The organism is Bacteroidales bacterium, assembly GCA_013141385.1.
GTDB lineage: Bacteria > Bacteroidota > Bacteroidia > Bacteroidales > Tenuifilaceae > UBA8529.
This window is the reverse complement of the sequence record JABFRB010000005.1, coordinates 55656-70537: the sequence shown is the minus strand read 5'-3', so window position 1 is coordinate 70537 and position 14882 is coordinate 55656. Positions and strand designations below refer to the sequence as shown.

The 14882-nt window shown below is 34.3% G+C and carries 12 protein-coding genes; 8 read left to right on the top strand and 4 right to left on the bottom strand.

Features of this window, described 5'->3' with window-relative positions:
• Positions 1-133 precede the first annotated feature (133 nt).
• From HOO91_04085 to HOO91_04075, 3 genes are all read left to right on the top strand, one after another.
• Positions 134-2248, top strand: a complete 2115-nt coding sequence (locus HOO91_04085) for a S9 family peptidase (GenBank protein ID NOU16718.1) — start codon at positions 134-136, stop codon at positions 2246-2248.
• Positions 2249-2318: 70 nt separating this feature from the next.
• Positions 2319-2948, top strand: a complete 630-nt coding sequence (locus tag HOO91_04080; GenBank protein NOU16717.1) for a deoxynucleoside kinase — start codon at positions 2319-2321, stop codon at positions 2946-2948.
• 109 nt (positions 2949-3057) lie between these two features.
• Positions 3058-4770: a hypothetical protein gene (locus tag HOO91_04075; GenBank protein NOU16716.1), complete on the top strand. Its 1713-nt coding sequence runs from the start codon at positions 3058-3060 to the stop codon at positions 4768-4770.
• Between the two features lie 61 nt (positions 4771-4831).
• On the opposite strand, the gene HOO91_04070 is transcribed toward HOO91_04075, so the two are convergent.
• The gene (locus tag HOO91_04070) at positions 4832-5371 is read right to left on the bottom strand and encodes an RNA methyltransferase (protein ID NOU16715.1); all 540 of its coding nucleotides are present in this window, start codon (positions 5369-5371) and stop codon (positions 4832-4834) included.
• 72 nt (positions 5372-5443) lie between these two features.
• Between HOO91_04070 and sucC the strand changes: the two genes are divergently transcribed.
• The gene (sucC, locus tag HOO91_04065; GenBank protein ID NOU16714.1) at positions 5444-6631 is read left to right on the top strand and encodes an ADP-forming succinate--CoA ligase subunit beta; all 1188 of its coding nucleotides are present in this window, start codon (positions 5444-5446) and stop codon (positions 6629-6631) included.
• A 36-nt stretch (positions 6632-6667) separates the two neighbouring features.
• Here the strand turns inward: sucC and HOO91_04060 are convergent, their stop codons facing one another.
• The 3 genes from HOO91_04060 to HOO91_04050 all read right to left on the bottom strand — a co-directional run bounded on the left by HOO91_04060 (position 6668) and on the right by HOO91_04050 (position 9636).
• Positions 6668-6865 (bottom strand): DUF2892 domain-containing protein, encoded by a 198-nt coding sequence (locus tag HOO91_04060; GenBank protein ID NOU16713.1) that lies wholly within the window; start codon positions 6863-6865, stop codon positions 6668-6670.
• A 50-nt stretch (positions 6866-6915) separates the two neighbouring features.
• Entirely contained in the window at positions 6916-8184 is a 1269-nt protein-coding gene (locus tag HOO91_04055) for an arginine deiminase (GenBank protein NOU16712.1), read from the bottom strand.
• A gap of 951 nt (positions 8185-9135) precedes the next feature.
• Positions 9136-9636 (bottom strand): hypothetical protein, encoded by a 501-nt coding sequence (locus HOO91_04050; protein NOU16711.1) that lies wholly within the window; start codon positions 9634-9636, stop codon positions 9136-9138.
• On the opposite strand from HOO91_04050, the gene HOO91_04045 reads away from it, so the two are divergent.
• From HOO91_04045 to HOO91_04030, 4 genes are all read left to right on the top strand, one after another.
• Positions 9600-9842 (top strand): hypothetical protein, encoded by a 243-nt coding sequence (locus tag HOO91_04045; protein ID NOU16710.1) that lies wholly within the window; start codon positions 9600-9602, stop codon positions 9840-9842. The genes HOO91_04050 and HOO91_04045 overlap by 37 nt on opposite strands.
• A 1265-nt stretch (positions 9843-11107) precedes the next feature.
• The gene (locus HOO91_04040) at positions 11108-13828 is read left to right on the top strand and encodes a sensor histidine kinase (protein NOU16709.1); all 2721 of its coding nucleotides are present in this window, start codon (positions 11108-11110) and stop codon (positions 13826-13828) included.
• A gap of 29 nt (positions 13829-13857) precedes the next feature.
• A complete protein-coding gene (locus HOO91_04035; protein NOU16708.1) occupies positions 13858-14256 on the top strand; it encodes a response regulator in 399 nt (132 codons plus the stop codon).
• The gene (locus HOO91_04030; protein ID NOU16707.1) at positions 14253-14783 is read left to right on the top strand and encodes a hypothetical protein; all 531 of its coding nucleotides are present in this window, start codon (positions 14253-14255) and stop codon (positions 14781-14783) included. The genes HOO91_04035 and HOO91_04030 overlap by 4 nt, the downstream gene beginning before the upstream one ends.
• Positions 14784-14882 lie beyond the last annotated feature (99 nt).

The window sequence follows — 14882 nt, the reverse complement described above, 5'->3', positions numbered from 1 at the left end:
TGAGTTTAAAATCCTATATAAAAGGCATCATAAAAAGAAGTTGTTAAATCTACATCGTAACAAATTTATTATATTTGAAACATTATTGTATTTTTGTAAATCAACGTGGCTTATAATTGAAAATTTAACTTCTATGAAACAGTTAATCCTGATTTTTCTTGTTGTTGCTTTACTTTTACCCATTTCGTGTAAGAAAAATGGAGCTAAATACCCAAGAACCAAAAAGGTTGATGTAGTTGATAACTACTTTGGAGTAAAAGTCCATGACCCTTATCGTTGGCTCGAAGCGGATACCACTGCTGAGGTTACAGAATGGATAAAAGAAGAAAACAACATTACAAATGAATACTTAAACAAAATTCCATTAAGAGGTATTGTTAAAGAAAGGCTAACTGAGTTATGGAACTATTCTACAATGTCCACCCCATTCAAAGAGGGTGGAAAATACTTCTTTTATAAAAAGGAATCAAAGCAAAATCAGAGTGTTTTATATGTACAAGAAACGTTGAACTCAGAACCCCGATTGATTCTTGATCCCAATAAGCTAAGCACAGATGGTACAGTAGCTATATCGGATGTTAGCGTTTCTAAAGATGGGAAATATTTGGCCTACGCAATAGCTGATGGTGGTTCCGATTGGATAAAAATTAAAGTTATCGATCTTAATACAGGGAACAACCTCTCAGATGAGATTAATTGGGCTAAATTTACTTCAATTGCATGGTTTAAAAATGGATTTTTCTATAGTCGTTTCGATGTACCTAAGGACGGTAAGGGTTTAGTTGGTATTAATCAAAACCAAAAGGTATGTTATCATAAGTTAGGAGATTCACAGGATAAGGATGAAATTATTTTTGGGAATAGTCAAATCCCATCAAGAATGTTTACTGCCCAAGTAACAAAAAATGAAAAATATCTTATCATCTATGAATCTGAGACAACATACGGAAATTCTATTTATACTAAGAACTTAACCAGGAATGATGGATTTGTTCAGTTAACGACTGGTTTTGAATTTGAATATCAGGTGCTTGATGATGTAAATGATAATTTAATTGTTCTTACAAATTATAAGGCTCCAAAATATAAACTGATTAAAATAAATATCAATACCCTTGATGTTGGAAATTGGCGTGATATACTCCCTGAAAAAAAGGAGGTACTTAAAAGTTGTAACTTAATTGGAGGAAAAATAGTTGCAAACTATATTGACGATGCTAAGAGTAAAGTTGAGGTGTATAATATTGAGGGTGAGAAGATAAACCAAATTGTACTCCCCACTTTAGGCATGTTTAATCAAATTAATGGAGATATAAACGACTCTTTAGCGTTTTACTCTTTCTCCTCGTTTACAGTGCCAACTACTATTTATAAGTACAACATTAACCGCAATCAATCTTCTGAGTTCTTCAAACCAGCAATTAATTTCAATTTTGATGATTACGAAACAAAACAAGTATTCTATACCAGTAAGGATGGTACTCAGGTTCCAATGTTTATAGTTTGTAAAAAAGGAATCACTCTAAACGGTAAAAACCCTACATTACTTTATGGATATGGCGGCTTTAATGTTAGTTTACTCCCACATTTTAGTGTTGATAGATTAATATGGTTAGAAAATGGGGGGATTTTTGTTCAAGCAAATATTCGTGGAGGTGGAGAGTACGGTGAAAACTGGTATAGGGCTGGTACTAAGTTAAATAAACAGAATGTTTTTGATGATTTTATTGCAGCTGCTGAGTATTTAATCAAAATGAAGTATACTTCGCCAAATAAACTTGCTATTGAAGGTGCTTCGAATGGGGGACTGCTTATTGGTGCTGTTACAAATCAACGCCCTGAACTATTTAGAGTTGCATTACCTGAAGTTGGAGTTATGGATATGCTTCGCTACCATAATTTTACCATTGGTGGATCTTGGGTAAATGATTTTGGGTCAAGTGCTGATTCTATTCAATTTGTAAATCTATATAAATACTCCCCATTGCATAATGTACGTTCTGGTGTTCGTTACCCATCTATTTTAGTTACAACTGCAGATAGAGACGATAGAGTAGTACCTGCTCATTCTTTTAAATATATAGCAACTGTTCAGGATAAGCAGCGTCACAGCAGAAATCCTTCTTTGATAAGAATTCAAACTAGAGCAGGTCATGGTGCGGGTACGCCAACCTCAATTCGGATTGAGGAAGCAACTGATATCTACTCATTTACATTTTATAATATTGGGGTAGAACTTAAAAAATAGATAATATCCAATAATCAAATTAGGAGTTGGGGTTACCAACTCCTTTTTTTATAGCTTTTAAAAGAAGGATATGCAATATTTAGTAATAGAGGGCAATATTGGTGCAGGAAAGACCACCCTTTCTGCTTTATTGGCTAAAGATTTTGATGCTAAATTAGTTCTTGAAAGATTTGCTGAAAACCCATTTCTTCCCAGATTTTACAGTAACCCAGAACAGTATAGTTTCCCCCTCGAACTTTCATTTTTAGCTGATAGGTATAAGCAACTTAACGACGAACTTAGAGCCGTATCGTTATTTCAACCATTAATAATTGCCGATTATTTTTTTATGAAATCGCTAATCTTCGCTCATAATACACTTAGTGGGGATGAATACAATCTTTACCGGCAGATTTTCGAAATTATTTATAGTTCAATTCCTAAGCCAGATCTTTACGTTTATCTTCACCTTCCAATTACAAAACTACTAGAGAATATCCATAAACGAGGTAGAGATTATGAGCAAACTATTACATCAGATTATTTGGAGGAAATACAGAAAGGTTACTTCGATTTTTTCAAACAACACCCCGAATATACATTTTTAATTGTTGACACTAGTAATTTGGATTTTGTTTCAAACCATGTTGATTACCTTAAACTTAAGTCGGCGATTTTTGACGAAAAGTACTCAAAAGGTATACATAGGGTCACTTTTTAGTGATGATTTCAAGATTTTAAATATATCACTTCTTTTTTTGCAAAAAGAGTATTATGTTTGTAAGTCATTATATTTTAGGATGAAAAACCAAACAAAAAATACGTAGATTATGAAAAGAATCAGGTTCAAACATCTAGCATTCATTACTGTAGCAGTTATTTTATTAGGCGGTTGCGGTGGTGTTGAAAAGATGAAACAGCTTCCAGCTGGTGTAAGTTTTAAGGTTACTCCAAACCCATTAGAGGTTCACGGTAATAAAGTTAAAGCAACAATTGAAGGTACTATTCCTGCAAAGTATTTCAACAAGAAGGCTATTGTTGATGTAACTCCTGTATTAGTTTATCAAGGTGGAGAGCTTGCTCTTACAGTAAAAACTTTACAAGGACAGGATGTTCAAGCAAATAACCAAGTTATCAGTTATGATGCTGGTGGTAGTTTTAAACAAGACATCGAATTTGATTATAAAGATGAAATGTTCAGTTCAGATCTTGAACTACGTTTTATGATTACCTATAAGGATAAGAAAATTCCTTTCGATGCTCCTTATAAAGTTGGAAAAGGTGTATTAGCTACCTATAAACTAGTTGATATCGATCCTAAACCAATTATGTTAAAGGATAATAAATTCGAAAGAATTACTCCTGACAAAAAAGATGGTCAAATCAATTTTGTTATTTCAAAGGCTGATGTTCGTAAAGCTGAGTTAACCAAAGACGATGTTAAATTACTTCAGGATTTTATTGCTAAGTCAGTAGTTGACCAGAAAAAAGAATTTAAGGGTGTTACTGTTTCTGCCTATGCATCACCTGATGGACCAGAAGTTGATAATGCCAAACTTTCTACTGAACGTGGTAAGAACACCGAAAAATGGTTAGCAGATATTTTCAAAAAAGCTAAAGTTGAAACTAAGGATAAAAACTTTGTAACAGTTCAAACAACCGCTGAGGACTGGGATGGTTTCCAGACTTTAATTGGTGCTTCTGATGTTCAAGATAAAGAACTTATTCTCCGTGTTCTTTCGATGTATTCAGATCCAGCTGTTCGCGAAAAAGAAATTAAAAACTTATCAAAGGTTTATTTAGTTCTTGCTGAAAAAATTCTTCCTCAATTACGTCGTTCAAAAATGACAGCTAATGTTAACCTAGTTGGTTATTCAGATGAAGAACTGAAAGGAAAAATTGAGGCTAATGCATATGATAGTTTATCATTAGAAGAAGTAATGTATGGTGTTACTTTAATCGCAGACGCTGATAAGAAACTTGAGGTTTATAATAAAGTAGCTGAAAAATTCAACGATGTTCGTGCATATAACAATGCTGCTTATTTATATTTATTGAAGAAGGATGTTGTTAATGCAAAAGTTACTTTAGAGAAAGTTGCTACCTCAACAGAACCAGCTATTATCAACAATCGTGGTTGTATTGCTTTAATGAATGGTGATATTGAAGGTGCAGAAAAACTTTTCGCTGAAGCTACCAATGCAGGTCCAGATGTGAAATATAATCTTGGTATTATTGCAATAATCAAAAACACTTACCCAGCAGCAGTAGAATATCTTGGTGGAACTGATTCTTTCAACCAAGGGCTTTCATTGTTATTGGTTAACAAGAATGATGCTGCAAAAAACACCTTTGAAAAGGTTAATTCAGAAAAAGGTTTCTATGGCTTAGCAATTGTTGGTGCTCGTATTCAGGACGAAGCTATGGTTTTAACCAATCTTCGTAATGCAATTAAAGATGCTACTCTAAAAGCTCGTGCTAAGAATGACCTTGAATTCCGTAATTATTTCCAAAATGATGCTTTTAAAGCTATTGTTGAATAAATAATTTTCAAGATATTTTTTAAAAGAGGCTGCTTGAAAAAGTTGCCTCTTTTTGTTTTTTCTATCGGTTAAGTTTTGTATAAAAATCCCAAAGTACAATACCTGCCGAAATTGCAATATTAAAGGAATGTTTAGTTCCAAACTGTGGTATCTCAATGCATTCATCTGAAATATTGACAACGTTTTGCTCAACACCTCGTAGTTCATTACCAAAAACTAAAGCATATCTTGCTCCTTGTTCTGGCTGATACTTTATTAAATCAATACTGTCAGATGTTTGCTCAAGAGAGATTATTTTGTAACCATCCTTTTTTAGTTTTATAACAGCGTCTACTGTTGTTTCGAAATATTCCCATTCGACAGATTCTTCGGCTCCAAGAGCTGTTTTGTGAATCTCCTTATGTGGAGGTGTTCCTGATATTCCACATAGAACAATCTTTTCAACAAGCAGCGCATCAGATGTTCTAAATACTGAGCCAATATTATTCAGACTGCGAATATTATCAAGGACTACTATAATTGGTGTTTTTGAGGAACTTTTGAATTCGTCTAACGATTTGCGATTCAATTCTTTATTATCAAGTTTTCTTTTATCAGTCATTGTTTATGTTTTTGTAAAGGTAAATAAAGCTTTTTTTGTAATTTAGAGGCCAGTCAAACAAAATTTTTCCCTATGAATATTCACGAGTATCAAGCAAAGAAATTGCTTATAGAATCAGGTGTTCCAGTACCATTAGGTATGGTTGCCTTTACTCCAGAGGAGGCCGTTATTGCTGCAAAGGAAATATTTAAGCAAACAGGCTCCAAGGAGATAGCCGTAAAAGCCCAAATCCATTCCGGTGGAAGAGGAAAAGGTGGTGGTGTTAAGATCGCTCATACTGTCGAAGATGTTGAGTTATATACAAAACAAATGATCGGCATGACACTGGTTACCCATCAAACAGGACCTGTTGGGAAGTTAGTTCGTAAGGTAATTGTTCAACAAGGAATTTATACGTCAGGCCCTTCGGAAATTAAGGAGTATTACGTAAGCATATTACTCAATAGAGCAACCGGAAGGAATATGATTATCTACTCTTCTCAAGGTGGAATGGATATTGAAGCGGTAGCAGCACAAACTCCAGAGTTGATTTTCAAGGAGGAGATTCATCCAGTTGGAATGCAGTCGTTTCAAGCCAAAAAGATTGCGTTTAACCTTGGTCTTAAGGATAAAGCATACTCGCAGATGGTAAAGTGTGTATTGGCGATGTATGATACTTACATTAAGAATGATCTTTCGCTGCTTGAGATAAATCCTTTAGTTAAAACTGCTAACGATGATATTTTTGCAGTAGATGCAAAAGTAATTATCGAGGATAATGCACTTTATCGTCACCCAGATTTGGAATTATTGCGCGATAAAGACGAAGAAGATCCCGCTGAAGTTGAGGCATCTGAGAACAACTTGAATTTTGTGAAACTTGATGGAAATGTTGGTTGTATGGTGAATGGAGCCGGATTAGCAATGGCAACAATGGATATCATTAAGTTATCGGGAGGAGATCCTGCAAACTTTCTTGATGTTGGTGGTGGGGCTAACGCTAAAACCGTTGCGGCGGGTTTTCGCATAATTCTTAGGGATACAAATGTTAAAGCAATTCTAATTAATATTTTTGGTGGTATAGTACGTTGCGATAGGGTAGCACAGGGCGTTGTTGATGCATATAAAGAGATTGGTAATATCACTGTTCCTGTAATTGTTCGACTACAGGGCACCAATGCAAAAGAAGGGAAGGATTTGATAGATAAATCGGGGTTAAAAGTTTCATCTGCAATATCCTTGCAAGAGGCGGCAAATTTGGTGAAAGTAGCCGTTGCCTAAAAACAAAAACCGAGGAACTCCTCGGTTTTTGCTTCTTTACACCTTTTCTTCTTTTACAGTGCAAGTGCTACATCCAAGCACAGTGTAAAGAGGACAAAACTTAATAAATGCAGTTACCAGAGGTAGGATTGCAATTAATCCCCACCAACTTTGGTATACAATACCAAGAACACCAATAATCAATGCAATGATTATTCTGATGATCATGTCAACTGTACCAACATTCTTCTTCATTTTGTTGTAATTTATTATTTACTAATTAAACAAACAAGAACTATTAAAGTTTACTTCCACATAACATTTTTTCTACGGATAGGCATAGTCATACACCTTGCACCTCCACCACCGCGAGGCAGTTCGTTCCCATCAATTGTAATGACGTATTTTTTGTAATCAGTGATATTAACTTTTTCGGCAAGAATATCCTTTGCTCTAATAATCTCGAACCCGTTTTTATTCATTTCATCCATGGTATACGTATTGCGCGAATAGCCAATTACTTTACCTGGTCCAATAGCAAAAAAATTAGCTCCACTATGCCATTGCTCCCGTTCCTGAATCCAAGGATCACGAGATCCTCCGCAGATTATAGGTTTAAGATCCATTCCAAGACCTTTTAATGCGGTAAGCATATTCTCAACGGTTTTAATTTCAAGTACTTTCCCGTTTTGTACTGTGATTTGAACCGTTTGGTAGCGATTAGGCTTAAGAATAACAGGCTCAAATACCATGCACTTGTCAACATCAAGCATAGTAAATACCATATCAAGGTGGATGAATGATTCTGGCGATTCAGGTAATTCCTGAACTATAATATGTCTTTTCTTTTTATCATTTTGAGTTACTAATCTGTTTAGTATAAAATCAATACCATGAGTTGTAGTTCGGATACTATTACCAATTAAAAAAATATCGTCACGGGCAATTAGAACATCACCCCCTTCGATAGTAGTATTATCTTCACAATCAAATTTAAGGGGATTTACTGTTGTTGTTGAGAAAACGCCAGAATGTTTAAATATTGCTTCCATAATTATGCACTCCAAATCCCTAACTCTATTTGCCATTCTGGAAATTAGCACTTGGTTGAGCATTGAAATTGATGCATCTCTGGTAAAATAGAAGTTGTAAAGAGGAGGTAGTGAGAACCTTTCGTGGCTTAAAAAATTTGTTAGATTATTCATCTTCAAAGGCATACCAATAATTAAAAGGTTTGCTAGTTCTTTAGCAGGGATACCTAGAAGTTCGTCAACTAAGAAAAGAGCATTTTCATGCTTGCAGATTGTTGTAATGAGTTCCTGCTTTGAAGCTTCCTTTGATAGAACTTTTACAAGAAGTTCTTGGACTTGAAAGGTTTTTGTAATTTTTGAAAGAATACCGCTGAGCTGTGAGTATTCCTTACGGGCAATAGAGAGATTAAGTATATCACTGTAAAGCGCACGCTGGGCATTTTGTGGTGTCATGTTTTCTACCTCAGCCCCAGGAGTATGAAGGATAACCCCTTCTAGTTCACCTATCTCCGATTTAATATCGATTTCAATCCCTTCGTTCATAACCTTTTAATTATTTGTAAATCTTAGCAAGTAAAAATACGTTTTAATGATTGAATTATGAAAAAAATATTGTTTTCAAGTATCTGTTAAAAAGCAATACATATAAAAAAGATACATTGACCTAGCAAAAGGGTTTGTTAGTCAAATCAAAGGACGATGTTATGCTTTTGAAGAGTAAATTTGAGTGTGAGAAAAGAATTATATCTAATCTCCGGTGGTTAATTAGTTGTTTAGCTGAAAAGGTCTGCGAAAGTGGGCCTTTTCACATTTTATATCATTATTCAGATTAGACATTATATAGATTAAGCTGTTTTGAGTTTGATAAGCGTTTCGAACTTTTTAAAAAGTTTGGAGAGAAGAGGATTGTTTTTAAAATTTATCCCCTGCCCCCTTGAAAAAAAGGGGTAAAACAGATTTTCGAAGACAGGAAAATGGTTTGCAACAAAAAATCGCAAAATGCGATACCTAGGCTCTACCAATATTTTGTTCCAACTGGACAGTCCCGTAGGGACGTTATGTCGGTAAAGAGTAATATGAAAGTTTTTAAAAATCCCGCTAGAGATGATATCGAATGACATTTCTACCATCCATCCTCTACTAACTTCCAATCCTATCTCATTCCGATGGGATTTATTGAGGTGGGGAAATATTTTTGGTTCTGTTTTTAATTTACCCCCTTCCCCCTAAAAATAGGGGGTTAAACAGATTTTCGTATACTCTTTAACTTTCCTTCTAAAAACAAACCCATTTCCAATACTCAATTAGCCCTTCTTAAGGAGGAGGGTTGCGAGGTTTATTAATAAATTCGTAAATAACCGTTCAAAATATATCGCATTTTGCGATAGTTATAAAAACCCCACAGAACCAGAGTTACAGCAAAGCTCTAGCATATAAACAGCAAAAAGCGAAGCTTTAGGGCTTCGCTCAAACCAAATACGAACAGGATAACTCCTAATTAACCGTTTCCTGCTCGCTAGCCACCTCATGGGATGTGGAGCTCTTCTTCGGACTCTCAGAGCGGGTATCAGCAGCTTTCACCGTAGCCAGCGAACGAACAATCAGCTCGCTAAGCACAGTTTCAAGATCCGTAAGATCACGAGTAGGTGATGATGAGTTAAGCAGCGAGATAAACGTGAAAAGCGATTTTAACGAGTTTGTTAACGAGGGGCGTACATCCCATATTGTGAACTCGTTGGTTGGAGCACTCTTTACGTTCTGGTGGGAGGTTTCCTCAAAAGCCTTCTGATCGGCTTCCAGCTCGGCAAGAAACTCCTCGGCGTTTAGGAATGTGATTTCGGTAGCGCATTTTCCCCGCAGCTCGGAGGTGATATTATTTATTGCTGCCGATTCTGCCTTATAACCCATTGAGGCAGCACTCCATCCATGGCGGCGGATTACCTCAAGTATTTTTGACGATGCGTACGACCACCCTTCCTTGGTTCGGTGGTTCATTGCCTCCACGTAGGTACGTAGCACCAAAAAGGAGGCATCGCGAAGAGCATCCTTCTCGGCCAGCAGCTGGGTGTAGGGATTCTTCCTGGCACGCTCAAGGGCATTCTGGTAAAGGGAAAGCTGCTGGTTGGCCTTATCCAGAAAAGGAGCCAACGTTGGAATTTTTGATCGTTTCTCCTCCACAATGGTTAATGCCCCCTTGGTAAAGGTAAAAAGCTCATCGCTTGGAAAAAGTGAAAAGTTTACGGTACTAATCATAGCTGTAAATTTTTGGTTAAACATTGTATTTACTGTTGCCAGTAAAACGTGATTTAATGATATAATTGTATTTTAAAGGTGAATATTTTTGCGGGGATATTTCCGTGCCCTTCCGCTACTGGTAGGTCGTTCCCCATGGTCTGGCACAAATCAAAAGTTATGCCAATAATAGGAGTGTATGCTATTCGGGATTGTTTAGATGCTACCTGTGGGAGATTTAGTCCCTCCCAAACCGTGCGGGAGGAACTTTTTCCCCACCAGATAATTCCCAAACGGTTTTGAAACACCTTGGGAAAATTTAACCTCTTCCCAAACCGTTTGGGAAGAACCTCTTTTTCACCAGTTAGCCCCCAAACGGTTTAGAAGTACTTCCAGAAGACTTAACCCCCTCCCAAACCGTTTGGATGGAGTCCTATTTCCACCAGTTCGTTCCCAAACGAATGGGAAATTATCCCACTCAGGTTATGAAAAATCAAAAAATAAAAGAATAGCCAAATTTAGCTTACGGGTAATTCATTAATGGTAAAAAAGAGTTCCCAAGTTTAGAAGAGCCCTCAAAACCTGTAATGTAATGCCTAAATTATTTTGTGGATTTTAAAATTCCAAAATTTGATAAGGAAGAGGATAATTTATTTTATGAATATCCTCTATTATACCTAATATCTAAAATGATCCCCTTGTCATTCTGGGCGAAGTCCCAGAATCTAGATTATAAAGAACGGGATTCCTGCATTCGCAGGAATGACAACTTGGGTTGTTTATTCCTGATTAGGAATTATAGCGGACAATCATAATTTATTTATTGCTAAACTGTAGAGTTTCGAACTTTTAAAAAGTTCGGAACTCTTTTTCATTTTTAGTTATATGTGAGTTAAGGTTTAATTCCTGTAAGTTAGGGATTAGCTCGGCTGAGTTCTCTTTGGTCAGTTCCTGCATTATTACCTTCGGTGAACTCGCAAGCTCGGTTCGCTTCGCTCATGAGCTAATGGTTCGCAGAAACCGAGCGTATTCCCGATAAAGAATATCGGGACAAGTTGTGCGAGTTCGCCGAAAGGCAATGACATTTTGGATTATTTATTCTTTGGTGGGAATTATTGTGGACAATCATATTAAATTAATGTATGGTTCTATATCTTTTAAAAATAAATAACCTAAGAGTAACATTTTTAGAAAAATATAGTAATTTAGATATGAATTTAAAATCCTCTATTCTATGTACTTAATAAGTGAAAAGTTAATTACAAATTTTATAAATATTCCAAGGATTGAAGAGCAAACTCTACCAGATGCCTTACAGTTTATTGTAGCTAATGATGATAGTTTTAAAGCTGCTTGCTACTTTTCATGTAATGAGTTTAGAAATACTATAAATTGTTACGATTTTTATCCTCCAGAAATTGAAAATTTAAAAACTAGTATAAACGAGCATATTAAGAAACTTGATTTAGATCTTAATGGTGAAATTAGGGATGGCGAGGGTTTGATTATTTATGTGGCTAAGAAATTTATAAACAAAGAATATGACAAATGTTATATTTCAATTAAAGACGTTGATCTATTTAAAAACAATAAGACAAATGAATTAAATAGGTATTATGAGGAAATTCTTACTGGTTATAATTCAGAATATTTTCTTCCTGTATATATTAAGGATAAGTACTCTGATAATAGTGAAAAAAGAATTCTTCATGCAGTTTTAGTATTATTTTCAAATAAGGATAATGTTACTGTTAATGAATATCAACTTAAAAGTCTTTCAGATATTCTAAGTGTTTTCATAACAATGAAAACGACAAAGGATGCCGACAAAAGATTAAACCAGTTCATAAACGACTTGTCAATTGTAATCAATGTTGATAGTATAATTGAAAAGAATAAAAAAGTATTTGATGCATTAAAACATTTATTTGTAGATAATGGTGATGAAACAAACCAACGACATAGCCATTTAGTTTACGCCTCGCTTTGGTCGTTAAATGACAATAACCCAGAGGATATTTTTTTAGAAAAAGAACATACCTCCAATTTTTTGGGGAAATCACAGGAGCAAGTAAAATCAACACCTTACATTATTGACCGTAATGAAGTTCATGATGGAAAAAAGCATTGCTTTTACGATTATATAAAAAGTATTTATGATAAAATGAAAAGAGGTGAGGAACTTAAATTTAATGATATTATTGATCCGAAACAATTTCCAACAGTAAATGATCAATTTACCAATTTTGATGTATTCCTTGAATCACAAAATTTGTGTAAATCAGATATTTTAGTTTTAGTTCCAATTTTTCCTTTTGATAAGAATAAATTAAATTATTTTGGACTTTTGACGCTTTATTTTGATGAAAAAAGTTACTCATATTATAATAGCTTTAATTTTCTGGAAACCGTTTCTAGGACAATTTTTTCGAGCCAATATATTGTAATTCAAAACATGCAAAGGAAATTAAGGGAAAAACTTATTCAGGAAACAGGTTTTATTATTGAAAAGGAAAAAGAGTATTATAGAAATGCATGTGAAATAATAAGAAATTCAATTAGGTGTAAAGAATGCCTTATTTACTTATATGAAGGTACTACACTTAAAAAAGTGTTTGACGAGGAAATAACCATTCCGCCAAATATCTGTATGGCAGATTTATCAAGCAGATACCCTAATTTTAGCATTTGGTTTGATAATTATAGGACATCTTTAGAGAAGGACAATGTTGAGACTTCCCCTTTTATTTATTCTAAAAGAGATTTTATTTATAACGATACAGAGCCCATCTATTCATCAATGCTTATTCCAATTCTGGATAATAAAAAAGAAATCGTAGGATTTATAGAACTTATCAATAAGATAAAAAGTATTGATGGAGAGGATAAAGGATCATCATTTCTGTATTATCATTTCGATATTGCATCAACTGCTTCGGATATCATTAGCCTTTCTATTCAAATTTTAAAACAATACAAAATATCTGATGGAACTTTAAGTAAACTTAATCACGAATTACCCGCACAAACGGAGGTAATAACTCAAAATGCAAAATCAATTATTGAGGAGCTTAAATATCAAAAAATAAGTAAAAGAGACCATATTAATAATTTAGTTTACAGAATATCCGGAGCAGCTTCTATTATAAGAAATTATTCTCAGTATGCTAAAATGAAGAATTTTGATGGAGAAACTGCAAATTCTGCAAGAGAAGCTCTTAATCTTAAAACATTTCTTATGTCATCACTGGACATTTTTAGGGCTGATGCAAGAAAAAGCGGGGTAGATGTACGAGTTATCTTTAATGATGATTCAAAATACGAAAACACTATATATGTACACCAACTGTTTCAAACGGCTATTATCAATTTAGTAAATAACGCAGTAAAATATGCCGTTTTGGGTACATGTGTGATTATTAAAATGATAAGCACTGGTGATGAATATAAAATAATTGTAGAGAATATGGGAATAGCCATTCCAGATGATGATAGTAATAGGATTTGGGAAGAAAATTTCAGGGGAAAGAAAGCTACAGAAAAATGCTTGACAGGTACTGGTTTAGGTCTTTCTCTTGTACAGCGAATAGTTGAAGCGCATGGTGGAACAGTTATTGCTGAGGCGGACAATGATTTATTTGATTATAATATTTTTGGAATCATAGGACTACATAAGGCTCTTAAAGAAATTGAATCAAATGAGAAAAGAATGTCTCTGCTGAATTGTTTTACAAAAGAAGGGAAAAAAGACTATGAAGAGTTATCACTTCCTATTCCACCTGATATAATTGAAAAATATAATAAATACAGTGTTTTCCGACTTCGGGATAATGAGTTGATCAAAGAATTTATTGCATATAGGAAAGAAAACAATATTTTGTTCGAAGAAATGGCAACTCTCTATTTGAAAGAACCGATTTCACATATTAAATTTACTGTTAGCATAAAAAAATAGATAATATAAACTTGAGTAAACATTACATTATGGGAAACAAAAACATTTTAATTATTGAGGATGAAGCGGATATGATTCACAGACTCATTACGGAACTGAAAAAGCATTATAAGGTTGAAATTGCAGGTAGCGTAAGTGCTGCCAAATACTTACTGAACGAATCGGGAATTTCTTTTGATCTGATCTTTTTGGACTCTATAATGCCCAATTACCCTTATTCAGTTGAAGAGACCAACGGTGGGTTGGAGACGGGATGGGTGCTATATGAGAAGGAACTAAGAGATAAAAGAATACCTATAGTAGTATGGACAAGGCATACTGCAATCTTTACAAAACCATGGGGAGGAAACGTGCATTATAAAGAGAAGAAAGATGGAACAAACGATAATCAACTTGTTGACCTGGCTAAAAAAAATATAAAGTTATGAAACAAAAGAATTACTACATATTACTGTTTATAGCAATTATCCTAAGTTTTACAGCACTGGTACTGAATATTTCATATCACTTTAAAATTCAGAATGTTGATGAAATAGTTGTTAAAAATTATCTTAACCTCTTAATTGTGGTTGTGGGTATAATTATTGGATTATCAATTATTGGGCTTTACTCTATTTACAACTCCTCTATTGATTACTTGCGGAATGATGTTGAAAAAAACGTTAAAAAGATAGAGGATCTTAATAGGGAATCGAAAAATATTTTGACAAGACTTAAATTCAATGATGAATTGCCAATAAACACATTGTATTTATTTGTCTTAACCTCCGAGCATACCCCAGATTATTACAAGTTATCTGCAGTAATTCATTTTACAACATCAATTAAAGAAGATAAAAATTGTATTAATGAAAATATGAAAGGCACTATTAGAAATTACTACGAGTCTTTGGTAATTGGAAATATGACTCCTTCTTATTTTGATCAATTAGAGAAATTAGTAGGTGCTCTATAGCAAAACTAAGAGGATTTTGCTTTACTCAAGTTTATAAAAGAAGTTATCTATACTCCCCAAATATAAAGAGATCCGAACTTTTTAAAAGTTCGGATCTGG